This is a genomic window from Streptomyces tailanensis (assembly GCF_008386495.1).
Taxonomy (GTDB): domain Bacteria; phylum Actinomycetota; class Actinomycetes; order Streptomycetales; family Streptomycetaceae; genus Streptomyces; species Streptomyces tailanensis.
In genome coordinates this window covers 1-22,181 of the sequence record NZ_VTHJ01000016.1, presented here as the reverse complement: position 1 = coordinate 22,181, position 22,181 = coordinate 1, and the positions used below count along the sequence as shown (strand labels likewise).

Here is a 22,181-nt window from a genome sequence, read left to right as displayed (position 1 = left end):
CGCCGCTGCAGGTTTACGGCGACATATCGGGATGCCTGCCGGTCTCGGCGCCGGCCGCCGGGCGCTCCCCATCGGTTCCCGGCGGCCTCGCGTTGGCTGAAAACGATCAGCCGCGCCCCATCGCCGCCGTCAGTTCGATCTCGATCACCACGCGGTCCGGGTTCGGCCCCGGCATCCGCCCGTACCGCTCCGCGTACCGCCGCACCGCGTCCGCGACCCGCTCCGGCTCCGTACGCACCCGCGCGCGCCCTTCGAGCGTCGCCCAGCGCCCCCCGTCCACCTGGCAGACGGCGACCGGCGCGCCCTCCGCCCCGGCGGCGAGGACGTGTCCGACCTTCCGGCTCGTCTTGTTGGTGATCACCCGAGCCAGCCCCGCCTCCGGATCGTATGTAACCCCGACGGGCACCACATGGGGCCTGCCGTCCGGGCGGAGGGTGGTCAGGGTGCACAGATGCCGCTCCCGCCAGAAGCCGAGGTACGACTCGTCGGGGGCGGTCGGGTCTACGGAGTACGAGTAGGCGGCCATGCTGAGCAACCTAGTCAGTTCACCTCCCGCCCACCGCCTTGAGTGGAATAGACTCAACTTTATGTACGTTGCTCAAGTCAGCGTGGATGTGGGACGGCCGGACAGGCCCAGGGCAAGGAGGGAAACGCGAACGTGGACGCCGAGCTGACCAACAGGAGCCGGGACGCGATCAACACGGCCAGCAACCGGGCCGTGTCCGAGGGGCACCCGGACTTCACCCCCGCCCATCTGCTGCTGGCCCTGCTCCAGGGGCAGGACAACGAGAACGTCACCGATCTGCTGGCCGCCGTCGACGCCGACCAGGCGGCCGTGCGCGCCGGCGCGGAGAAGATCCTCGCCGGTCTGCCCAGCGTGACCGGGTCCACCGTCTCACCGCCGCAGCCCAGCCGTGAACTGCTCACCGTGATCACCGAGGCCCAGGCCAAGGCCAAGGAGCTCGGCGACGAGTACGTCTCCACCGAGCACCTCCTCATCGGGATCGCCGAAAAGGGCGGCCAGGCCGGGGACGTACTCTCCCGTCAGGGGGCGAACGCCAGGAAGCTGCAGGAGGCGTTCCAGAAGGCCAGGGGAGGACGCCGGGTGACCACACCCGATCCGGAGGGGTCGTACAAGGCCCTGGAGAAGTTCGGCACCGACCTCACCGCCGCCGCGCGGGAGGGCAAGCTCGACCCGGTCATCGGCCGGGACCAGGAGATCCGGCGGGTCGTACAGGTGCTCAGTCGCCGTACGAAGAACAATCCCGTCCTCATCGGTGAGCCGGGTGTCGGCAAGACCGCCGTCGTCGAGGGGCTCGCCCAGCGGATCGTCAAGGGCGACGTGCCCGAGTCGCTGAAGGACAAGCGGCTCGTCGCGCTCGATCTGGGAGCCATGGTCGCGGGGGCCAAGTACCGGGGTGAGTTCGAGGAGCGGCTGAAGACCGTCCTCGCCGAGATCAAGGGCTCCGACGGCCAGATCATCACCTTCATCGACGAGCTGCACACCGTCGTCGGCGCGGGCGCCGGCGGCGACTCCGCCATGGACGCCGGCAACATGCTGAAGCCGATGCTCGCCCGCGGTGAGCTGCGCATGGTCGGCGCCACCACCCTCGACGAGTACCGGGAGCGCATCGAGAAGGACCCGGCGCTGGAGCGGCGCTTCCAGCAGGTGCTGGTCTCCGAGCCGACCGTCGAGGACACCATCGCGATCCTGCGCGGACTCAAGGGCCGCTACGAGGCCCACCACAAGGTCCAGATCGCGGACGCGGCGCTGGTCGCGGCGGCCACCCTCTCCGACCGGTACATCACCTCCCGCTTCCTGCCCGACAAGGCCATCGACCTCGTCGACGAGTCGGCGTCCCGGCTGCGCATGGAGATCGACTCCTCGCCGGTCGAGATCGACGAGCTCCAGCGTTCCGTGGACCGGCTGAAGATGGAGGAGCTCGCCCTCAGCAAGGAGACGGATCCCGCCTCGCGCGAGCGCCTCGACAAGCTGCGCCGCGACCTCGCCGACAAGGAGGAGGAGCTGCGGGGCCTCACCGCACGCTGGGAGAAGGAGAAGCAGTCCCTCAACCGCGTCGGTGAACTGAAGGAGAAGCTCGACGAACTGCGCGGCCAGGCCGAACGGGCCCAGCGCGACGGCGACTTCGACACCGCCTCCAAGCTGCTGTACGGCGAGATCCCCACCCTGGAGCGGGCCCTGGAGGAGGCTTCCGAGGCGGAGGAGGAGGCCGCCAGGGGCACCATGGTCAAGGACGAGGTCGGCTCCGACGACATCGCCGACGTCGTCGCCTCCTGGACCGGCATCCCCGCCGGCCGTCTGCTGGAGGGCGAGACCCAGAAGCTGCTCCGCATGGAGGACGAACTGGGGCGTCGGCTCATCGGCCAGAGCGAGGCCGTACGGGCCGTCTCCGACGCCGTACGACGGTCCCGTGCCGGTATCGCCGACCCGGACCGGCCGACCGGCTCGTTCCTCTTCCTCGGCCCGACCGGCGTCGGCAAGACCGAGCTGGCCAAGGCCCTCGCCGACTTCCTCTTCGACGACGAGCGGGCCATGGTCCGCATCGACATGTCGGAGTACAGCGAGAAGCACAGCGTGGCCCGCCTCGTCGGCGCCCCGCCCGGCTACATCGGCTACGAGGAGGGCGGCCAGCTCACGGAGGCCGTGCGCAGGCGCCCGTACTCGGTGGTCCTGCTGGACGAGGTGGAGAAGGCCCACCCCGAGGTCTTCGACATCCTCCTCCAGGTCCTCGACGACGGCCGCCTCACCGACGGGCAGGGCCGCACCGTCGACTTCCGCAACACGATCCTGATCCTCACCTCGAACCTGGGCAGCCAGTACCTGGTCGACCCGGTCACGACCGAGGCGGAGAAGAAGCAGCAGGTCCTTGAGGTGGTCCGGGCCTCCTTCAAGCCGGAGTTCCTCAACCGCCTGGACGACCTGGTCGTCTTCTCCGCCCTGAACAGGGCGGAGCTGGAACGCATCGCCGAGCTCCAGATCAACCGCCTGGCCAAGCGCCTCGCCGAGCGCCGCCTCACCCTGGACGTCACGCCCGCCGCCCTCGCCTGGCTCGCCGACGAGGGCAACGATCCGGCCTACGGCGCCCGCCCGCTGCGCCGCCTCGTCCAGACCGCCATCGGCGACCGCCTCGCCAGGGAGATCCTCTCCGGGGAGATCAAGGACGGCGACACGGTACGGGTGGACTCCTTCGGCGAGGGCGAGGGCCTGATCGTGGGTCCGCCGACCGGACTCTCGATGGAGAAGGACATGTGAGCCGGGACAGCCGGGACAGCAGGGATATCCGTGGTGGCCGGGGTACTCGAATGGTTCCCGGCCACGCTCTGAGCTGAATCCCATGGCGGATCAGGCCAAGGACGACGAACCGCGCGGGTCAGGGGTTGCCACCCCCCGCCCCGCATGGGGGAGGATGGCGGAATCCGTACGAAGGGAAAATCACGGTGAGCATCGACCCGTCCTCGATTCCGAACTTCGGGGGCCAGCCCGAGCCGCAGCCCCAAGGGCCGGCGGGCCCCGTCGTCCCGGATCAGGACCTTGTGAAGCAGCTCCTCGACCAGATGGAGCTGAAGTACGTCGTCGACGACGAGGGTGACCTCGCGGCGCCGTGGGAGGAATTCCGTACGTACTTCATGTTCCGCGGCGAGGGTGACCAGCAGGTCTTCTCGGTGCGCACGTTCTACGACCGCCCGCACCAGATCGACGAGAAGTCGGCCCTGCTGGAGACCATCGACGACTGGAACCGCCGCACCCTGTGGCCCAAGGTCTACAGCCACACCCACGACGACGGCACGGTCCGCCTCATCGGCGAGGCCCAGCTGCTGATCGGCACCGGCGTGAGCCTGGAGCACTTCGTCTCCTCGACGGTCAGCTGGGTGCGCGCCGCCATCGAGTTCGACAAGTGGCTCGTCGAGCAGCTCGGCCTGGCCGAGGACGTCGACGAGGCCGAGAAGCCCGAGGACGACGAGTAACCGTCGCCCGGAAAACGCCCCACAGACGTACACGAGAGCCCGGCCGGGACGCCCACAACACGGTGGCGCGCCACAGCCGGGCTCTCCTGCGTCTGTGGGGGACCTCAGAACGCCGCCTTCAGTCGCTTCGCTGCCTCCTCCAGGTCCTCGACCCGTTTGCAGAAGGCGAAGCGTACGAAGGGGGCGCCGGCCTCGCGGTGGTCGCAGAAGACGGCGTTCGGGATGGCGACGATTCCGGCGCGTTCGGGTAGGGCCCGGCAGAAGGCGAAGCCGTCGGTTTCGCCGAGGGGGCGGATATCGGTGGTGATGAAGTACGTGCCGGCCGTGCGGAACACCTCGAAGCCCGCGTCCGCCAGCCCCGACGCCAGCACGTTCCGCTTGGTCAGCATGTCCGCGCGGAAGCCCTCGAAGTACGCGTCCGGCAGCGCGAGCGCCTCGGCGACGGCGTACTGGAACGGCCCGGACGCCACGTAGGTCAGGAACTGCTTCGCCGAGCGGACGGCGGAGACGAGCTCGGGCGCGGACGTCACCCAGCCGACACCTCGTTGGCCTACCCATTCGTTGGTTGTGCGACAGGCCCCGCTGCGGATCTCCGGCACCGCCGGCGAGTCGGCCGCGGGCCTGTCCCGACGGGTCTTCCGGCCGTACCGCCGGGCTCGGTGACGCGGCACTGTCCGTCGTATCCTGACCACACACAGGAAGGAGCCGTCCATGAGCGTCGACGCGATCGTGCACACCGAGTTCCCCAAGGGATACACGGTCCTGTTCGGGGCCGACGGAAAGGTGATCATGACTCCGCAGAGCTTCGAGCACTCCAGCACGATCAAGTCGATGCAGTACGACACGATCGTGTCCCTCGGACGCCATGCGAAGACCGCCTCCGATGTCTACATCGACTTCCCTGCCGACGAGAACTCCGCCCCCGACCTCGCGATCCTGCGCGAGGACGCACGCAAGGAAGGCAAGCGCTACAGCTTCGAGGACGTCCTGCTGATCTCCGAGGTCGTCTCGACCTCCTCCGCGCGCAAGGACTACGACGACTGCACCGCGAAGTACGGCCGCTACGGAATCCCGATCTACCTGGTCGTGGACCCCTACGCCCAGGAAGTCGTCCTCCACACCCAGCCGACCGGCACGGGTTACATCGCGGCCCACACCCACAAATACGGCACGGGCAAGCTCCCCATCCCCCTGGCCGACGGCCGCACCTTCACCCTCGACCTCGACGAACTCCCGCGCCCGGAGCCCGAGGGGGACACCCGCTGACGAAGAACCCCCGGCCGCGGCAAGGCCCGTGCCGCCGGCGCCGCCGTCGCCGGACGTGGTCGTTCCTGGTCGGGGCAGTCGGCTGGGATGGCCTGGCCTTTCGTCGATCGGGATCGACCAGGGGGCGTGCCGTTCTGTGCCGTGAGTCCGTGCGACGAAGTCCGGTTCGCCACAAGGAGGTTCGAAGCCGCGTTTGCTGCGGGCGACAATCACCATGTACTGCCCTGAGGTAGCGGGCCCGCTCGTCCTCGGCCGAGTTGCCGGCCCCGGTTCGGCGATAGCGTGGCACGGCAACGACTGCTGCAGACAGGTGGACGAGATTTCATGCGGATGCGGTTCGAACCCGAGGCCGAGGAGGAGTTCGAGGCGGCGCGTGGGCTGCTGGTCGACCGCCTGGTTCGGTGGGCCGGGGAGCAGGGGCTGCCGGCGGACGGGTACATGGCAGAGACGGTGCTGGACTACCGGCACCTGGCGACTGCCGACGGCCGACTGGGGCTGTGGGAGTCGCGCCATGTGGAGGAGCTACTGCTCTCCTGGCTTCCCCAGCAGGTCACCGAGCTTGCCGGGGAGGAACACGCCGACGCCCCGGGCACACTGCGCACGCTACTGCGCTATCTGCACGCCGCGCAGTTGGCGGACCCGCGCGGCCCCTCACTCCAGGATTCCCTTGCCGCGGTCGACAGGGTCGCGGAACAGCATCTGGCGGCGATGACGGACCGCACTCGCTGGGGATTGGCGAAGTTCTGGGCGATGACGGCCGCGGAGCAGGGCGTGGACGTCCAGGACATGGCGGCGTTTCAGCGCTTCGCGGACCGGGCGCAGCGCGGGGAGGTCGCCTACGATCAACAGGTTCTCGCCGCGATCATGGAACGGCGGCTGACCGGCCGCGCGCTGTCCGGCGTGGCCCGGGCCGAGCCGCAACTGCCCGTGTTGCTTCCCCCGGACGACGAACTGCGCCGACGGGCCGAGGCGTCGACGACCGTGGCGCAGTTGCGCGGACTCGCCGAATGGGCGGGGCAGGGCGGCCGCCCGGTGACGGCGACGGGACGGCTGCGGATGGCGGAGGCCCGCGAGCTGGTGGACGTACTCGGCACCGGCGACAAGATCGAGGGGGTGCGCTCTTCGGCCGACCTGCCGCGGCTGGGACTGCTGATGGAGTGGGCGAAGAAGGCACGGCTGGTCCGGGTGGTCAAGGGGCGGTTGTACGCGGTGGCCAAGGCCCGGCCGGTGCTGGCCGACCCGCTCCGGCTGTGGCTGCGCGCCTTCGACGCGTGCTTCGAGCTGCGGCAGGCCCTGATCGGGGCACGCAGCGGCTGGCACGTCGAGTCGATGCTCTTCGACGTCTACGAGGACGTCCTGGACGACGTGCTGAACACTCTCTACAGCCTGCCGTACCCGATGCCCTGGCCGCGGCTGCGCGACACGGTACACCTGGCCTATCGGACCTCCTTCCAGCTCGACGCCGGGTTGGACCTTCAGCACCGGATGTGGTTCGAGCACGCCGACCGGGACCTGCGCGCGGTGCTCGACCTGCTGGACGACCTGGGCGCGATCGAGCGTGACCGTGGGATGGCCGATCCGGTGTTCCTCGACATCGACCTCTCCGATGCCGGTCCCGAGCTGCTCGCGGACATGCCGCCGGAGCTCGCGGAGCTGCTGGGCGTCGCGGGGGCGGCAACGAACCCGGCGGCGCGGGAGCGTGCCGATGCCCGGCGAGAGGAGCTGACCGCCGGGCCGGTCGAGCTCATCCGTCTCACCGAGCTCGGTACCCGGGCCGTACGACAGCGGTTGCTGGCGGCCGGCAGGGACGCACCGTTGGTCGGTGAACTGGCCCAGGCGTCGGCGGCCGGCCTGCTGGGGGTGCTGGCCGAGGACTACGACCCGGACGCCGCACGCACGGAGCTGGCCGGCTGGATCACGGCCCGCGGCGAGCGGGAAGGTGCCCTGCGGCAACTGACCGACGCCGTAAGGACCATGACCTTCCGCACGCGTGCGCAGGCCACGCTCGACGTGCTGCTGGCGGCGTTGCCGGACGGTGAGGGCGAGCGGCTGCTGCGCACGCTGCGGCGAGACACACAGCTGGCGCCGCTGGCGCTGAACGCGCTGGCGCACCGTGAGTTGCTGTCCCCAGAGGACATGACCGATGCAGAGTCTCTGCTGGTGCTCGCCGAGAGCCTGCTTCAGCTCGTGGAGTTGGCGGGCGGCGGGGACGGCGCCGAGGAGACGCTGCGCGCTCAGGGCCCCCAGGCCAGGGACGCGGTTGCCGCCGCGTTGGACTCCGCGCACCCGGACCGGGCCGGACTCGACGAGCTCAGGCAGCTGGCGGCCCGGGCACTGGGTACCCACGGCGCCCGCTTCGGCCGCGCCCGGGAGGCTCGGCGCTCCTCAGACAAGAGCGGCCGCAAGCGGCGCCGCTGACCGGGCAACACCGCCTGGCCCCCCAGGCGCCGGGTGCGCTGGCACTGGCACGGAGCCGGGCGGAGGGAAACCGGTGGGTCCCGGCGTCGTACGTCCTCGGTGGCGCGTTACCGTCGGGGTCGTGGTTGAGGGATGGGGCGAGGACGGGCTGCGGGCCCTGCGTGGCGCGCTCCACGCGCAGGACGGAGTGGCGCTGTTTGCGGCGTTGCGTCGTGGACCCGTGCGTGAGGTGCTGCAGCTGGCCGGCGATGGTGTGGCCGGGGCCGCGGCGCAGGGCCTGCCGGGGGCTGCGGAGATGGCAGCCTTGTTTCTCGGCGCGCTCCAGGAGCGTGGCTTGCGGGGCGATGAGGAGCTGGCGGACCGGTTGCGCGCGGCCACGGGAGACGCGGCGATCTCCCTCCTGCGCCCGCTCGCGGTCGATCTGGAGATGCTCGCCATGCTGCTGGAGGGCGACCCGGCCGAGTCCGGTGGCCGAATCGATCTGTCCACCGGGGAGTGCTGGCCTGCGTTCACCGATGAGCTGGGGCCCGAGGCCGAGGAGGACGACGATCCCGAGCGATGGCTGTACGTGCCGGCTCTGGGGTCCAGGGCCGGTTACCGGGACATGGAGCTGTTCATCGAAGAGGTCGAGGACGCCGCCCTAGCCGACCGGCTGCGGATCGCCATCGGCGGGCGGGGCGCCTTCCGGCGCTTCAAGGACGTCCTCGCTGGTGACGAGCGCTCCCGGAGCCGGTACCACCGGTTCCGCGATGAGCGACAGCGCGGCCGGGCGCGCGCCTGGCTGGCCGAGGAGGGCTACTGCCCGCACATCACCTTCTTCGTAGAGCCCAGCTCGGGTTCGTATCCTTCGGGGCCGGTATGACTCTTTACTGCCCCTGTTCTGCACGATCCGGGGGCGCTGTCACCGGGCCTGGCGGCGCCGGTTGATCGCTGATGGAAGCGTGTCCGCCGACAGGCGGGCTGCGTGATATGACTGCCGATCACCGGTGTCCCGGTCGACCAGGCGGTAGTCGAGTGCGGGTGCGCGGCAGCTCGGAGCAACCAGGCCGTGTGGCCGGTACATCTGCTCGTAGGTCTGTGGCTGTTAGGCGGCCAGCGTCTTGAGTCGGGAGGCCGCCTCCTCCAGCACGCCTGTCCGCTTGCAGAACGCGAAGCGGGTGAAACCGTCGCTCTCACCAAGGGGCCGGATGTCGGTGGTGATGAAGTACGTGCCGGCCGGGTGGAAGACCTTGAAGCCCGCCCGCTCCAGGCCGCCCGCGAGCAGGTCCCGTTTGGCCAGCATGTCCGCGCAGAAGTCCGCGAAGTACGAGTCGGCCAGGCGCAGGGCCTCGGCCACGGCGTATTGGAAGGGCCCGGAGGCGACATACGTCAGGAACTGCTTGGCCGAGCGGACGGCGGCGACGAGATCGGGGGCGCCGGTAACCCAGGCCACTCCATGTTCACGCACCTATTTTCCTGGCCGGTTGCCATCTCGCCATGAAATCAGAGCACAGTCAGAGTGCAGTCTGAGTATGAGCATCGTGTACTCGGCATCCGAATCGGAATCCGTCTCGTTCACCGATCTGTCCCGGAACCCGAAGGCGGTCGCCGCGAGGGCAGCCGCCCTGGGGTGCCTGCGTGTCACGCACCGAGACGCGCCCGACATGGTGCTGAGCACGGCCATACACGCCGAGCGCACCGAGGAAAACCTGACCACCGCGTCCCGATTGTTCCTTGCCCTGGTGAAGCAGGACGGCGGCGCCAGGTCGCTTCTGCTCGCGCTGCCCGAGGTGTTCCCGTGGGTGCGTCACCTGGACGATGAAGAAGTCCGGGAATTCACTGTCGAGCTCTTGGACGCGCTGTCCGACGCCGCCGAGCTGGGCGCCAGGGAGGCTGTGCACCGAGCGATCGTCTCGTGGCGGGCAACCGCCCGCATCAACGCAGACCCTGACCAGCTCAGGGAAGCACTCCGTCCCCTCGGTGACGTTGACCTCGGCCCGGTCGAGGTGCATGAGTGAGCCCGAAGAAAGGCGATCGGGTCAGCGTCCCTCCGCTGAGCGGCTGGAACGTCATCCACGGGACGACCCAGGCCGCGACCGGTTGGGAGGAGAGTACGAGATCACGAGCGGCGGCAGGGTCCGTTACCTCGTGAGTCCGGAGACCTCCACTGTGATCCTGGTGCACGCCTCCCCTCGGCACCCGAAGGACACCGAATAGCCTCAAGTGCACCGGGCGTGGAAACGTCCATCGGGGACGCCGACCTGAACGGACGAAGGTCCCGGACCGCGCAGTACGCAGTGGTCCGGGGCCTTCATCGTGCCGTCGTCGTCAGCGGGAGGGGCCAGCCCCTCAACCGTGCTCGGCGGTCAGACCGGCCCCAGTTGACGATCGATGCGGCTGATCAGCTCCGTGCGGCGGTTGCGCAGCTCGGCAGGAGCACAGGTCACGGCGATTCGGTGCGCCTCGACCAGCGGGCCGAGTTCCGGCGGGGGTTCGATTACACCGGAGAAGAGCGGCGCTATCCAGGCGGCCGCCTGCGCCTGGGCCTCGGTTCCGCCCGGCAACGCGGCCGGTGCGGGCGGGATGTGGCCGGCCTGGCCGTGGAACATACGGGCCGTCAGGATGGCCGCCTCCCAGACACGCATGCTCTCCAGACGTACGTGCGAGGCCAGCTCGTCCCGTAGTGCGCACAAGTCGCTCCAGGCGGACTCATGTTCGCGCAGGGCGGCACCAACTCGCCGTACCAACAAGGCGTAAGTCGTCCGGGCGCGGAGCAAGCCACGACGCGCCGAGGCGGCGCTGTCCGCGTACGGGTTGTGGGCGACTGCCTTCATCGCCACAGCGGTGATCGCGAGGACCAGCATCAGTATCGCGACCCATCCCGGCGCGTACCTGGCTCCCTCGACCTCGCCGTCTCCCACTCCCGTGTCGCGGGCCCGCAGCCAGGCCCACACGGTGACCGTGGACAGCACGGCGACGAGGTAGAGGGCGGGCAGGGCGAGTGACCAGAACAGCACGAATACGGGGCGACGTTCCTGGAGTGCGCGCAGCCGCTCACGTATGCGGTAGAGCGGAGCCGCGATGGTGTGTCCCGACAGCATCAGAGCCAAGGCGAGGACGACACCGGGCAGGAAGGAGACCATCTGCTCGATCAGCGAGACGGCTTCCTCGCTGCCGGTGAGGTACTGGAAGACCTGCATGAAGTACCAGGCGTCGAACACGGCCATGGCGGCGATGACCGGCCACCGCAGCACCCGTATCCACAGCTCACGCCGGCGCCGGTCATGAGCTCCATCCTCCGCATGACGGGCCTCGACCGCCTCTTGGGCCTCCCGGGCGGTCCGGAGGGAGGCCGCGGCTTCGAAACGCGCCAGAGCCTGGACCGCCTCCTCGGTCCGGGCATGGGCGACGATGATACGGGCCCGCGCGGCCGCGAGCTGCTCGCGGTTGTGACCGACGATTTCGGCGACCTCACGGGCCGCACGCAGCAGCATCCGCATCTCACCGTTGTCCAGATGCTCCGGCTCGCGTTCCGGGCCTTGCTCAGCGCTTTTGACGAGATTGCGGATGTCGCATCCGCAACCGTGGTGGCAGGGGATGCCTCGATGGTTCTGGGACATGGACGACGTCCTTCTCTACGGGTCTGGCGAGGTGCTGCTCAGTACGGCGCGGTACGCCGGATGGGATGCGATCAGCCGCGCACGGCGACGGCGATCTCGACCCGGCGATTGCAGGCCATGGCCGCGTAGTCCGGTACGCCGTCGTGGTACTCCGGAGCGCAGCTGGGCCTGTCGTCGGAGTAGCCCCGGGCGGAGTCGACAGTGATTCCGCGCTCGACGAGGGCCGACCGGACGGCCTGCGCACGAGCCAGGGAGAGCTGCCGACCGCGCTGCGCGCTGCCCCGGGAGTCGGTGTGCCCGGAGACGGCGACAGAGACCGGGTCCAGTTCACGGATGCGGCGTGCCGCGTCGTCCAGCGTGTTCCGGGCTTCCGGGGACAGCTCCGAGCGGTCGGTGGCGAAGAGGACGGATCCGGGGAGAGTGATCGTGGTGACTCGGCCCTCCGGCCTCTCGGAGACAGCGGGGAAGGTCACCTCGGGTTCATCGGTACCGGTTTCGCCGTCCCGCTCTGCGGCGTGAGTGCGGGCGGTCGCGGCTACATGGCAGGTCGCGGCCCGCGTCGCCTCGCACAACTGGGTCCACAGGGCCGTCAGCCAAGCCGTCTGTGGTGAAGAAGGTGCCTTGCCGCGCGCGGAGCGCGCGACACCGAGGATGCTCACCTCGGTTCCTCTCAGATCCGGCAGCTCGCCGGCAGTGCGGCACCGGTCCACGGTTGCCTTGATCTCCTCTGTTCCGTCGAAGCCGAGGGAACGAAGGTCAGCGCAGCCGGTGTTGGTCAACCCGTCGGTCACCATGACGATCCGGCGGTCTCCGTCGCCGGACCCAAGCTGGTCGGCGGCCGAGGCGAGCGCACCGAGCACATCCGTACGTCCGGTGCCCGGTTCGCCGGTGGACACCTGGCGGAGCCGTTTCTCCAGGCATTCACGGCGGGCGTTGCGGCGATCCTCACGAAGGGTGTCGTTGCCCTGGACCGCGGTGATGGCTACGCGGTCCACGTCCCAGTCGACCGTGGCCCGGGTGCCGTCGAAGGCCGCCACCGAAAGAAGTCCGCCCTCCACTTCACCCGGTGCCAGACGCCTGGCCGCCAGGAGCGTTCCGGCCGCGTCCGGTGTCCGGGCTCCCGCTCCGGTCGCCCCACTTGGCCGCGTGGACGGACTGCGGTCGACGAGGACCACGGTGTGGGACCGGTTCTCCGTCCCCTCCCTCGTGGTGGTGTCGGCGGTCCGCTCCAGCCAGGAGCACGGCCGCACTTCGGGCGTCTCGAAGGCGCTGCATCCACTGCCCGCCACCACGGAGGCCAACACAAGGGGGAGGAAGAGAAGCCGTCCAGAGGATTTCCGTATAAGAACTTTCACCGAAGTCTCCAAAGTGACCGGAACACGCATTTGTGACTGTTCTCGGGGTAATTCCATGGGCGTTACTGGAACCTCTCGACCACTCAGTGCCAGGGGGTTCCCATGTCCAGCTCCGTCTGCCCGCCCCGAACCGCGGCGGCGTCACCCACCGCGAGCGCGCAGGACGCGGGCCTCACGTCCGGGCTGGCCGTCTACGCCTCGCTCCAGTCATCGGCTCAGTTCGCCGATGCGAAGGTCGGTGTTCTCGGCGCCGTCCAGGCGGGGCTGATGGCCGCTGCAGTGCCTCAGAACGACGTCGTACGAGAGGCGTGGGACCGGGGCGGTTACAGCGGCTGGATGGCGGTCCTGCTGCTTGGGCTGCACGTGGCCGCGTTCCTGCCTGCCGTGTACCACGTCGTGCAGGCCCTGCGTCCTCGGCTGGGACCGCCGCCCTCCCCCAACCGGTTCAGCCTGCCGTTGCTGGCCACGATGGACAGCGCCGTTCCGCCGCCCGGTCAGGACCGCGAGCGACAGGAGCTGTGGCAGCTGATCCCGGTACTGGCCCAAGTAGTGATGGCCAAACACCGGCACATCGTTCGCGGTGTGGTCTGGACGGGGCTGATGGCGGTCGTCGCCGCGCTCTCCTTCCTCACCGGCCCGCTGCTGGCCTGAGCCGCACCGGTCCGTCACCCCCGGTTGTGCTGAGGCCGGGGCAGTGGCTCGGCCGGCCCATCCCCGGCGCCGATGGCGTTGGGGGCGGTCAGACCGAAGAGCCGCATCGCGTGGCCGAGCTGCTGCTCGTTCTTCGCCACGAAGTCGAACAGGTCCTGCGCGTCGTACTCCTTCTTCTGGCGCCCCAGGAGCTTGATGAACTGGTTGAACTGTTCCTCCCGGCGAAGGAACATCCCGGCGACCTCCGTGGCCGCCTTGTCCGGCTGTTCGGCCAGCAGTACCGCCCAGGGGGTGAGCCAGGAGGCCGTCTCATCCCCGGGACGCACCCCGGCCAGTCCGTCGGCGAGAAACGTCCGCCACTGCTCGGAGACCTCGCTCAACAGCCGTACCTGAAGGGCCGACTTCGCGTAGCGATGCTCGATCGCCTGCAGTTCCAGGGCCGCCGCGCGTTGCTGCTCCAGCACCTCGGGCGCGGGCTGGAGGAAAGCGGTGGTACGGCATGTCACCAGCCCGCCGTCGAAGCACTCGCCCGCGCTCAACTCCTCGTTGACGGCGCGCTCCGCCTCCTCCGCGCGGAACGGCTCGTACCGGCGGGCGACATCACGGATCCGCTCCACGAGGCGTTCGGGCATGCCCGCCTCATAGCCGGAGATGGTGCGGCCCAGTGCCATCCGGTCCAGCCGTCCCTCGGCGCACCAGTCGCAGCGGATCTCGACCTGGAAGGCGAAACCACCGCCTCTGGCCGGGGTCTCGAAGGAGACGACGGACGAACGGTGCACCGTCTCGATCTCCGGTATCTCCGGCGGCTCGGCCGGGGGCAGGGGGGCCGAGCGCCCCCCGAAGAGGACGCGCAGCCAGGCGAACGGGCCGCGGCGTGCGGTGCTGGTCATGCCGACCACCTTTCGGTCACTTGAAGGACGATCTTCTCGGCGGCGTCCGCGCCCTGGTGCTGCCACAGCCGCAGGTAGAAGAGAAACCGCTCACGCAAGCCGTCGCCCTGTCCACCGTGGCCGGGCGACGGCAGATCGGTTATGAACTCGGCCAGGGCATCGACGAGTCCGGGTTCGTCACCGGCCCGCTCCACCCAGAGCCGCAGGGTGTTCCATCCCCGTTGGCGGACGCCCTGCTGATAGCTGAACAGGACGTTCCGGGTGAGTCGCAGCAGGTGTTCGCGTGGTTCCGCGTCCTGTTCCACCAGGAACCCGGTGATCGCGAGCGGGCCCGGGAACCGGCTGAGGCGTTCAAGGCACATGGCCGCGTCCCGGATCAGCCAGTAGCTCGATGTCTCCGACCAGGCAGCCAGCCGCTCGACCACCTTCGACCGCGAACCGGCCGCGTAGATCTCCTGCACCGCGATACGGACGCTCCGGCCGCGCGCCCGTCTGGCGATCTCCTCCAGGCTGTCCAGCGCCTCGACGGGAAACGCGGCGCCGATCCGGGTTCCGTACGCGGCCTCGGCGCAGCCGCTGAAACCCGGACGGCGGCACCACTCCCTGAGCAGGGTCTGCACCCTGGGCACGAGCACTGGATCGCCGATCGCCCGCTCCAGTGCCCAGGCCGCCGCGAGCGAGCGCCGTCTGGCGTACTCCTCCGTCCGGTCGGTGGCCCAGGGGACGAGCAGTTCCTCCAGGACGTAGGCCCAGTCGAAGGTGGCGAGCAGGCCGACGGTCTGGGCCGCCGCCACCCTGGTGTCCTCGTCGCCCCGCGTCACGAGCCCGTCCAGCCACTCCAGCAGCGGGCGCCTGGCTCCGCTGTGCTCGTGCCACAGCACCTCCAGGACGGCCTCCCCCAGCCCGCTCTGGCCGAACCGCACCCGGCACTCCGGGTGGCGGGCCGCCGTCGGGTTGCCGTCACGGTCGGTGAACTGCACGTCGGAGCGGTTCAGCCAGTCCTTCAGGCTCTCCTCGAACAGCGGCATCTCGGGCACGGACGACGGCGAGCGGACCCCGTGGAGCAGTTCCGCGAGCCGGTGCGACTCGCGGCTGACCCGGCTCAGCGGCATTCCGTCGAGTACGACGCAGGCGAGCAGGAAGGCGTGGGACCACAGGGAGAGCCCGGACTTGTGCGCCCCGCTCTCCCCCGGCCGGTCCGACCGACCGAGCAGACCCTCGGCCTTGGCCCGGAGTCTGGCCCTGAGGCCCTGGACGATCTGGTCGGTGTCCTCGCCGTTCCGTTCGCCCCGTGCCAGGTGCTCGGCGAGAAAGGCGATCGCCGTCATGGAGGTACGGCCGCCCAGCTCTTCCCTGACGATCTCGTGGTCCAGCAACTTCCGGCATGCCTCCGGTTGTTCGGGGAGCAGAACCGTCAGGTGCCGTTCCAGTACCCGCAACCGCAGGTCGTACGGGTATCCGTGTTCGACGACGAAGCCGCTCAGTCCGTCCACGGGCACCTGGTCGTCGACGACGATCACCAACGGCGACCGCCGGTAGGTCTCCTGTGTGCGCAGCCGGTTGAGGAGCTGAGCGCGCAGTGTGGCCGCCCAGGGCATACCGTCGCCTTCCACCACATGGCCGTGCCCCGGCTGGAAGCCCTCCTCGTTCACCAGCCGTTTGAGGCCCGCCTCGGGGTCCAGTACGACCACGTCCGCGTCCTTGCTCTCCTGGGCCGCGAGCAGCGCGGTGGTGTACCGCCCGGAGCCGGGGGTTCCGCGCAGTACCGCGACCCCCTTGACGTGGAGCTTCTCCAGCAGCTCCGCGTGGTCGTCGGTCTGCACGTAGAAGTCGCGCAGGACGTCCAGTTCCTCTTGCGGTACGGGCCCGTCGACGGGCTTCGACTGGGGCGTGCCGCCGTAGTAGTGGTTGATCGTGCCGGCGGTGTCGCCGTCGCCGAAGCCGACGGTGCCGCCCGCGATGTGCATGGGTTCCAGACGGCGCCGGCGCAGAGCTCGGATGCGGTCGGCCTCCGCGTCATCCATCAGCGTGCCGGCGTGCTGGTCCCACTCCTGCTCGTCACCTCGGTCCGGGGCCTCGGCCTCGTCCGGGCCGGCCACGGGTCCGTGACCGGACTCGGTTACGTCGTCGTCCATGGATGACGCTCCGTCACCGGTAGTTCTTCGTGATGGTGTTGGCCGCGTCCCCGCTGCCGAAGTGGACGATCCCGCCCTCGATCCTCTCCACGTGGTGGGTGGCGACGGGAGCGGGGGCGGACGCGCCGTCGGTGGCGGCCGGGACGGGATCGGCGAGGAACGGCTCCAATTCCCGCGGGTCGTGCTCCGGAACGTGGATCCAGCCGTAGCCGCTGAACTCCTTCTGCTCGACGTGCACCCGGACGTACCGCGCCGGATCCAACCCCTCGTCCTCACCACGGAGCCGGACGACGTCCTGGTAGAGCCCGTTGGAAATGATCACCACCAGGTCGGTGGAGTCGACGCCCTCCAGCACGCGCCTTAGCTGCGGTGCGCTGAGGTAGCGGGCGACGTTGACAGGGGCGGGACCGCTGTGGCCGAGGGCGGCCGTCCGGGCGACGCCGAAGTCGATGCCGAGCTTCAGCCGCATCCGCCGGCCTTCGTCGAGATTGGCGTTGCGCTCGGCGAGTTGCTTGGCGAGGTTGCGCACGAAGCCGCCGAGCACCACCGCCTCCGGCGCTTCGAGCGGCAGCACGGCGAACTCCTGGTCGCCCTGCGGCTGACGCGCCCAAGTCGTACGGTCCAGACCGCTCAGCACGGCCGCCTCTTCGAGTACCTGGACCAGGTCTGCCTGCACGGCCTCCTGGCTCGGGGTGTCGAGGCGGCTGTACTTCTCCACGTCGGCCGCCATGCAGAGATGGCGTGTGATGATCTCCCGGGACCGGGCTGGGGATGGGGACGGAGCAGAGGGGTTAGATGTCATGGGACGGGTCACCTGCCTGCCTGAGTTGACGGGACTTGGGCGTCCACTGTGCTGCTGGAGGCGGAAAACACCGAGCGAGTCGTAAAAATATGAGTTTCAACGGGAGTGGTACTGGTCCTCGACGTCCGGACCGGCCGATTCCAGGCGGGCGGTTTCCCTCAGTCGGGCGAGGTCGAGAACGGTCGTGCGCCGGTAGCCCGTGGTGATGAGGCCCTCCTTGCGCAGTTCAGCGAGCGCCTTGTGGATCGTGACCTCCGCCGAGCCGGTGAGCGCGGCCATCTCCGGCTGGGTGAGGTCAATGCCTATGACCAGACCACGAGGCACCTGGTGGCCGTACGAGGCGGCCAGTTCGGCGAGGACCCGAGCGAGCCGCACCTTGACCGAATACGCGCCGAACTCCACTCTCCGCTGGTTGGCCCAGCGCAGCCGCCGGACGACGATCCGGTTGACAGCGCGCGCCGCCTCGGGGTGGGAGTCGAGGAACACGCGTAGGTCGGTCTCGCGAACGACGCTCGCGGCTATCTCCCCGCACGCGGTGACCGTGGCCGACCTGGTGGCGCCCTCGTCCATGGCGGCCATCTCGCCCACTATGTCCCCACCTATCCGTATGGCGAGCAGAGCTTCGTGACCGTTCTCGAGTCGAGAGGTGACCTTGACGAAGCCGGAACGTAGGAGCACCACGTGATTCGAGCGGTCGCCCTCGCGAATCAAGACCTCTTCGGGCACATAGCGGCAGCGGGTGCCGAGTTGGAGAAGCGCCACACGAACGGGATCCGACAAGCCACCGAGGAAACTGCGGGTGGGCCACTCCTGCTGTTCCTGGGATTCGGACCGTGATGCCACAGACACTCCTCCAACTCTCTGAAGCAACTCTGACCCGTGCTGCAATCGCAAGGGCCTTGGGTCTCAGGAGAGCACTTGAGAGCGCTCGAGGGCAGAGTGCACGCATGGTGCAGTGGGTGCGTTGAGCGCGCGTAGGGCGCGCACGAGGTCATCGAGCCCCGTGCCGGTCCAGGGAGGACGGCGGTCACGAGTTCCGCAGGGCCGGTAACCCAGACGACTCCTCGTTCGTGCACTCATTCGCGTGCTGCGCAACTCGCCCACCAGGGGCATCTGCAGCACCGCCGGTGAGCCGACCGCTGTTCGTGTCCCGTGATGCACGGTCCAAGGGCATCCGCGCTCTCCTGGCCGCCGCCCGTGCCGCTCCAGTCAGCCAGGCTCGGTGACACGGCACTGTCCGCCGTTCCTGACCACACACGGGAAGGAGCCGTCCATGAGCGTCGACGCGATCGTGCACACCGAGTTCCCCAAGGGGTACACGGTCCTGTTCGGGGCCGACGGAAAGGTGATCATGACTCCGCAGAGCGAAGAGCGCTCCAGCACCATCAGGTCGATGCAGATCGACTCCGCTCTCGCCCTCGGCCGTCACGCGAAGGTCACCTCCGATGTCTACATCGACTTTCCCGCCGACGAGAACTCCGCCCCCGATCTGGCGATCCTCCGAGAGGACGCCCGCCGGGAAGGCAAGCGTTACAGCTTCGAAGACGTCCTGCTGATCTCAGAGGTCGTCTCGACCTCCTCCGCGCGCAAGGACTACGACGACTGCACCGCGAAGTACGGCCGCTATGGCATCCCGATCTACCTGGTCGTGGACCCGTACGCGCAGGAAGTCGTCCTCCATACCCAGCCGACCGCCACCGGTTACATCGCGGCATACACCCACAAATACGGCACGGGCAAGCTCCTCATCCCCCTGGCCGACGGCCGCACCTTCACCCTCGACCTCGACGAACTCCCGCGTCCGGAACCCGAGGCGGGCGCCCGCTGACGTAGGACGCCCGCTGTGGCCGGCCGTGCCGTCGGCACCTCCGTAGCTTCCCGAAGTACACCGAACAGCCTCAAGCGCTTCGCACCTTCCTGGCCCTCGGCAACCTCGCCCTGCCCGCTACCTTCCGAGCGTTTTGAGCCGGGCCGCGGCTTCCTCCAAAACATCTGTCCGTTTGCAGAAGGCGAATCGTACGAAGGGCGCGCCTTGTTCGCGATGGTCGTAGAAGACCGCGTTCGGGATGGCGACCACGCCGGCGCGCTCCGGCAGGGCGCGGCAGAAGGCGAAACCGTCGGTCTCGCCGAGGGGGCGGATATCGGTGGTGATGAAGTACGTGCCGGCCGGGCGGAAGACCGTGAAGCCGGCCTGCTCCAGGCCGCCCGCCAGCAGTTCGCGCTTGACCCGCATGTCGGCGCGGAACTCCTCGAAGTACGAGTCCGGCAGGCGCAACGCCTCGGCGATCGCGTACTGGAACGGGCCCGACGCGACATACGTCAGGAACTGCTTGGCGGAGCGTACGGCGGAGGTGAGTTCTTGGGTCGCCGTCACCCAGCCCACCTTCCACCCCGTGAACGAGAACGTCTTGCCCGCCGAGCCGATCGTGACCGTCCGCTCCCGCATGCCCGGGAAGGTCGCCAGCGGCAGATGTCCGGCGTCGTCGAAGACGAGGTGCTCGTACACCTCGTCCGTCACCACCAGCAGGTCCCGTTCCACCGCCAGCTCGGCGATCGCGGTCAGCTCCTCGCGGGTGAGGACCGTGCCGGTCGGGTTGTGCGGGGTGTTGATCAGGAGGAGCCGGGTCCGGTCGGTTACGGCGTCCCGCAGCTCGTCCAGGTCCAGGCGGAAGCTTCCCTCGTGCGGGCGAAGCGTCACGGGTGCGCGCGTCCCGCCCGCCATCGCGATGCAGGCCGCGTACGAGTCGTAGTACGGCTCCAGCGCGATCACCTCGTCGCCGGGTTCGAGGAGGGCGAGGAGCGCGGCCGCGATGGCCTCCGTGGCGCCGGCGGTGACCAGCACCTCCGCGTCCGGGTCGTACGTCAGCCCGTACCGCCGCTCCTGGTGCGCGGCGATCGCGGTGCGCAGCTCGGGGACGCCCGGACCCGGCGGGTACTGGTTGCCGCGCCCGTCGCGCAGCGCCCGTACGGCGGCCTCGCGGATCTCCTCGGGGCCGTCGGTGTCCGGGAAACCCTGGCCCAGGTTGATCGAGCCGGTCCGCAGGGCGAGCGCCGACATCTCGGCGAAGATCGTCGTCCCGAACTCGGCGAGCCGCCGGTTCAGCACCGGACGCGGGGTGGGGGCGGGGCTTGCGCTGGAGGTCATGGCCGTCATCCTGCGCCGAACCTCTGGACTTCCTCAACTCTGCTTTGGGCCGTGAGCCGCCCGGGCATCCCCACGTCACGCACGGCCCACGGGGGGTCTGCAAGGGGGAACGAAAGGCTGGTGACGGAGATGGAGGTCGTCTTCTACTTCGTCCTGGGAGCGCTCGTACTGCTCGTTTTCTTCGCACGGGTGGCCGGCGGCTCACGGCGGCGCCGGCGCCGCAGCTGGTGGGCGGACGGCGGGTCGTCCCACGGGGGCGGATCGTCGTGCGGGGGCGGCTCGTCCTGCGGCGGCGGGTCCTCCTGCGGCGGTGGCGGCGGTGGTGGCGGATGCGGTGGCGGCGGCAGTTGACCTGCCGGACGACTGACGTTGCGGGCAGCTGACCTGCCGATGGACATGTGTGCAAGCGCAAGTGAGCGAGGCGCCCACGGGGGCCGCTTCGGGGGACTCGGGAATGAGAGGAGGGTGACGCCATGAACGCGATCGCGGTGATCGGCATCATCCTGGCGGTGCTCTGTGTCGTAGTGGTGATCGTCGTGGCCGTCAACCGGAGCCGCGCGAACGCGGCCCGGGCGGCCCGACGCCGTCCGTCACGCGGCGGCTACGGCAGCGGCCGCAACAGCAGCAGCGACAGCGCCAGCAGCAACAGCGACAACAGCTGGTGGGTGCTCGGCGGGGCCGCGGCGGTCGGCGACAGCGGATCGTCCGGCTCCGGGTCCGAGGACAGGGGCTCGTCGTCCGGGGGCGGATCGTCGTGCGGGAGCAGCAGCGGCTCGTCGTGCGGAGGCGGGTCCTCCTGCGGCGGCGGGGGCGGATGCGGTGGAGGCAGCTGACACGGGGCAGCCGAGCTCCACGACACGAGCGCCCGCCGGGTTCGAACTCCCGGCGGGCGTTCGTGTGTACCTGCCCGTACCTGCCCGTACCCGCTTACGTGTGGCGCGCGGGGAGCACGTCGGCGTGCGGGGCGTACGCCCGGTTGAACAGTTGAGCTGTGCAGCCCTCGGGGGGATGGAAAGCACGTCAAGTTGGGTAAAAACGCTGTGGTAGCGCCACCGTTCATGATTCCCTATAAGTCGCCAACGCAGCCGCCCCTGGACGTTCCTCCCCGGCAAGCCTGAAACGGCTGACCGGACCGACTGGGACGTCGTCCCCACCTGACCTGGCTGGCCGGGCCACATCCCCCCGGTGCCGACCGGGGTGCGCCGGACCCACTCCTCTTCTTTGCGTGCTAGCGGAGCCGACCCATGCTCACGACCCTGAACACCGCCTACACCGACACGCGCGCGGCCGACCTCGCCTGGGCCCTGGGGCGCGAACCGTTGCCCGCGCTCGCCACCCTCGACCTCGAACTCACGGGAGCAAAGCTGCAATTGAGACTGCTCGGCGCGTCCCACCAGGTGCTGCTGGAGGAGGAGCGGGGCAGCCACTGTTCGGAGACGGTCGCGTGCATCCCGGGTTCCAGCACACCGCTCCCGCTCGGCGTGGCCAAGCGCGTGGGCGACTGGGAGTACGAATTCGCCGCCCGCGTCGAGGTGTTGTCCCCCGGCTCCTTCGCGGGCCGGGCCCAGGAGCTGCTCGCCCTCGTCTCCGACCACCCCCACGGCCTCGCCGGCGTCTTCCCCGGCAGCCCCCACGCCTTCACCGCGATGCTCGCGCAGCGGTACGAGGGCCAAGTGCACTGGCGTACCTGGCACGCGTATCCGCAGGACGGCCAACTGGTGGCCACGAGAACGCGGGTTGGGGTGCGAGTGCCGGTGCCTGCGGCGCTATGAGGGTGGGTGAGTGCGGGTTGTTCGTGGTTGTTCGCGCGGGCGCGAACAACCCCCACTCACCCGCACCCGCCCAACAACCCGAACCCCCGAGCTACTAGGGCCTGTTCTGAGTTGAGATCACGGGATCGGTCATTCCCGCTTCAGGAGGGCGCTGGCTGCGG

Annotated in this window: 19 protein-coding genes and 2 pseudogenes; 11 read left to right on the top strand and 10 right to left on the bottom strand. The window is 69.5% G+C overall.

Going from position 1 to position 22,181, the window contains the following annotated elements; genetic code table 11:
- Positions 1-106 precede the first annotated feature (106 nt).
- Positions 107-526 (bottom strand): pyridoxamine 5'-phosphate oxidase family protein, encoded by a 420-nt coding sequence (locus F3T56_RS15325; protein ID WP_149825750.1) that lies wholly within the window; start codon positions 524-526, stop codon positions 107-109.
- A gap of 132 nt (positions 527-658) precedes the next feature.
- On the opposite strand from F3T56_RS15325, the gene clpB reads away from it, so the two are divergent.
- Together clpB and F3T56_RS15315 are read left to right on the top strand one after the other, a co-directional pair.
- Positions 659-3,274 (top strand): ATP-dependent chaperone ClpB, encoded by a 2,616-nt coding sequence (gene clpB, locus F3T56_RS15320; protein WP_149825749.1) that lies wholly within the window; start codon positions 659-661, stop codon positions 3,272-3,274.
- Positions 3,275-3,459: 185 nt separating this feature from the next.
- On the top strand, positions 3,460-3,987 hold the full coding sequence (locus F3T56_RS15315) for a YbjN domain-containing protein (protein WP_149825748.1): 528 nt from the start codon (positions 3,460-3,462) through the stop codon (positions 3,985-3,987).
- Positions 3,988-4,091: 104 nt separating this feature from the next.
- Here the strand turns inward: F3T56_RS15315 and F3T56_RS15310 are convergent.
- Positions 4,092-4,526 (bottom strand): annotated as a pseudogene (locus F3T56_RS15310) (aminotransferase class I/II-fold pyridoxal phosphate-dependent enzyme); the annotation flags it as partial.
- A gap of 172 nt (positions 4,527-4,698) precedes the next feature.
- Between F3T56_RS15310 and F3T56_RS15305 the strand changes: the two are divergent.
- From F3T56_RS15305 to F3T56_RS15295, 3 genes are all read left to right on the top strand, one after another.
- Complete coding sequence (locus F3T56_RS15305) at positions 4,699-5,253, top strand: Uma2 family endonuclease (RefSeq protein ID WP_149825747.1); 555 nt, start codon at positions 4,699-4,701, stop codon at positions 5,251-5,253.
- 324 nt (positions 5,254-5,577) lie between these two features.
- The gene (locus tag F3T56_RS15300; RefSeq protein WP_246203630.1) at positions 5,578-7,671 is read left to right on the top strand and encodes a hypothetical protein; all 2,094 of its coding nucleotides are present in this window, start codon (positions 5,578-5,580) and stop codon (positions 7,669-7,671) included.
- Between the two features lie 121 nt (positions 7,672-7,792).
- Positions 7,793-8,533: a UPF0158 family protein gene (locus F3T56_RS15295; RefSeq protein WP_246203629.1), complete on the top strand. Its 741-nt coding sequence runs from the start codon at positions 7,793-7,795 to the stop codon at positions 8,531-8,533.
- A gap of 222 nt (positions 8,534-8,755) precedes the next feature.
- On the opposite strand, the pseudogene F3T56_RS15290 reads toward F3T56_RS15295, so the two are convergent.
- Positions 8,756-9,103 (bottom strand): annotated as a pseudogene (locus F3T56_RS15290) (aminotransferase class I/II-fold pyridoxal phosphate-dependent enzyme); the annotation flags it as partial.
- A 211-nt stretch (positions 9,104-9,314) separates the two neighbouring features.
- Here F3T56_RS15290 and F3T56_RS15285 point away from each other — a divergent pair.
- Positions 9,315-9,668: a prevent-host-death family protein gene (locus tag F3T56_RS15285; RefSeq protein ID WP_172638962.1), complete on the top strand. Its 354-nt coding sequence runs from the start codon at positions 9,315-9,317 to the stop codon at positions 9,666-9,668.
- Positions 9,669-10,016: 348 nt separating this feature from the next.
- On the opposite strand, the gene F3T56_RS15275 is transcribed toward F3T56_RS15285, so the two are convergent.
- Positions 10,017-11,270, bottom strand: a complete 1,254-nt coding sequence (locus F3T56_RS15275) for a hypothetical protein (RefSeq protein WP_149825745.1) — start codon at positions 11,268-11,270, stop codon at positions 10,017-10,019.
- Between the two features lie 71 nt (positions 11,271-11,341).
- Positions 11,342-12,574 (bottom strand): OmpA family protein, encoded by a 1,233-nt coding sequence (locus F3T56_RS15270; protein ID WP_172638961.1) that lies wholly within the window; start codon positions 12,572-12,574, stop codon positions 11,342-11,344.
- A 153-nt stretch (positions 12,575-12,727) separates the two neighbouring features.
- Here F3T56_RS15270 and F3T56_RS15265 point away from each other — a divergent pair, with 153 nt between their 5' ends.
- Positions 12,728-13,276 (top strand): Pycsar system effector family protein, encoded by a 549-nt coding sequence (locus tag F3T56_RS15265; protein WP_149825743.1) that lies wholly within the window; start codon positions 12,728-12,730, stop codon positions 13,274-13,276.
- Positions 13,277-13,290: 14 nt separating this feature from the next.
- On the opposite strand, the gene F3T56_RS15260 is transcribed toward F3T56_RS15265, so the two are convergent.
- From F3T56_RS15260 to F3T56_RS15245, 4 genes are all read right to left on the bottom strand, one after another.
- Entirely contained in the window at positions 13,291-14,166 is an 876-nt protein-coding gene (locus F3T56_RS15260) for a hypothetical protein (RefSeq protein ID WP_149825742.1), read from the bottom strand.
- Positions 14,163-16,301 carry a hypothetical protein gene (locus F3T56_RS15255; RefSeq protein WP_149825741.1) on the bottom strand — a complete coding sequence of 713 codons (2,139 nt, stop codon included), beginning with the start codon at positions 16,299-16,301 and terminating at the stop codon, positions 14,163-14,165. The genes F3T56_RS15260 and F3T56_RS15255 overlap by 4 nt, the downstream gene beginning before the upstream one ends.
- Positions 16,302-16,314: 13 nt before the next feature.
- A complete protein-coding gene (locus tag F3T56_RS15250; RefSeq protein WP_216372963.1) occupies positions 16,315-17,031 on the bottom strand; it encodes a hypothetical protein in 717 nt (238 codons plus the stop codon).
- Between the two features lie 168 nt (positions 17,032-17,199).
- The gene (locus F3T56_RS15245; protein ID WP_149825740.1) at positions 17,200-17,946 is read right to left on the bottom strand and encodes a Crp/Fnr family transcriptional regulator; all 747 of its coding nucleotides are present in this window, start codon (positions 17,944-17,946) and stop codon (positions 17,200-17,202) included.
- A 430-nt stretch (positions 17,947-18,376) separates the two neighbouring features.
- On the opposite strand from F3T56_RS15245, the gene F3T56_RS15240 reads away from it, so the two are divergent.
- Complete coding sequence (locus tag F3T56_RS15240; RefSeq protein ID WP_149825739.1) at positions 18,377-18,931, top strand: Uma2 family endonuclease; 555 nt, start codon at positions 18,377-18,379, stop codon at positions 18,929-18,931.
- A gap of 117 nt (positions 18,932-19,048) precedes the next feature.
- On the opposite strand, the gene F3T56_RS15235 is transcribed toward F3T56_RS15240, so the two are convergent.
- The gene (locus tag F3T56_RS15235) at positions 19,049-20,257 is read right to left on the bottom strand and encodes a pyridoxal phosphate-dependent aminotransferase (RefSeq protein WP_149825738.1); all 1,209 of its coding nucleotides are present in this window, start codon (positions 20,255-20,257) and stop codon (positions 19,049-19,051) included.
- Positions 20,258-20,368: 111 nt separating this feature from the next.
- Between F3T56_RS15235 and F3T56_RS15230 the strand changes: the two genes are divergently transcribed.
- The 3 genes from F3T56_RS15230 (at position 20,369) to F3T56_RS15220 (ending at position 22,020) form a co-directional block, all read left to right on the top strand.
- Positions 20,369-20,599, top strand: coding sequence for a hypothetical protein (locus F3T56_RS15230; protein ID WP_216372962.1), 231 nt, complete (start codon positions 20,369-20,371; stop codon positions 20,597-20,599).
- Positions 20,600-20,721: 122 nt separating this feature from the next.
- Positions 20,722-21,081, top strand: coding sequence for a hypothetical protein (locus tag F3T56_RS47800; protein WP_149825737.1), 360 nt, complete (start codon positions 20,722-20,724; stop codon positions 21,079-21,081).
- A 411-nt stretch (positions 21,082-21,492) separates the two neighbouring features.
- Positions 21,493-22,020, top strand: a complete 528-nt coding sequence (locus F3T56_RS15220) for a DUF2617 family protein (protein ID WP_149825736.1) — start codon at positions 21,493-21,495, stop codon at positions 22,018-22,020.
- Positions 22,021-22,181: the final 161 nt, after the last annotated feature.

Excerpts from the sequence above, each read along its gene's own strand:
- F3T56_RS15325 (WP_149825750.1), bottom strand. The coding sequence starts at position 526 with ATGGCCGCCTACTCGTACTCCGTAGACCCGACCGCCCCCGACGAGTCG.
- F3T56_RS15305 (WP_149825747.1), top strand. The coding sequence starts at position 4,699 with ATGAGCGTCGACGCGATCGTGCACACCGAGTTCCCCAAGGGATACACG.
- F3T56_RS15300 (WP_246203630.1), top strand. The coding sequence starts at position 5,578 with ATGCGGATGCGGTTCGAACCCGAGGCCGAGGAGGAGTTCGAGGCGGCG.
- F3T56_RS15285 (WP_172638962.1), top strand. The coding sequence starts at position 9,315 with ATGGTGCTGAGCACGGCCATACACGCCGAGCGCACCGAGGAAAACCTG.
- F3T56_RS15275 (WP_149825745.1), bottom strand. The coding sequence starts at position 11,270 with ATGTCCCAGAACCATCGAGGCATCCCCTGCCACCACGGTTGCGGATGC.
- F3T56_RS15265 (WP_149825743.1), top strand. The coding sequence starts at position 12,728 with ATGTCCAGCTCCGTCTGCCCGCCCCGAACCGCGGCGGCGTCACCCACC.
- F3T56_RS15260 (WP_149825742.1), bottom strand. The coding sequence starts at position 14,166 with ATGACCAGCACCGCACGCCGCGGCCCGTTCGCCTGGCTGCGCGTCCTC.
- F3T56_RS15255 (WP_149825741.1), bottom strand. The coding sequence starts at position 16,301 with ATGGACGACGACGTAACCGAGTCCGGTCACGGACCCGTGGCCGGCCCG.
- F3T56_RS15250 (WP_216372963.1), bottom strand. The coding sequence starts at position 17,031 with ATGGCGGCCGACGTGGAGAAGTACAGCCGCCTCGACACCCCGAGCCAG.
- F3T56_RS15240 (WP_149825739.1), top strand. The coding sequence starts at position 18,377 with ATGAGCGTCGACGCGATCGTGCACACCGAGTTCCCCAAGGGGTACACG.
- F3T56_RS15235 (WP_149825738.1), bottom strand. The coding sequence starts at position 20,257 with ATGACGGCCATGACCTCCAGCGCAAGCCCCGCCCCCACCCCGCGTCCG.
- F3T56_RS47800 (WP_149825737.1), top strand. The coding sequence starts at position 20,722 with ATGAACGCGATCGCGGTGATCGGCATCATCCTGGCGGTGCTCTGTGTC.
- F3T56_RS15220 (WP_149825736.1), top strand. The coding sequence starts at position 21,493 with ATGCTCACGACCCTGAACACCGCCTACACCGACACGCGCGCGGCCGAC.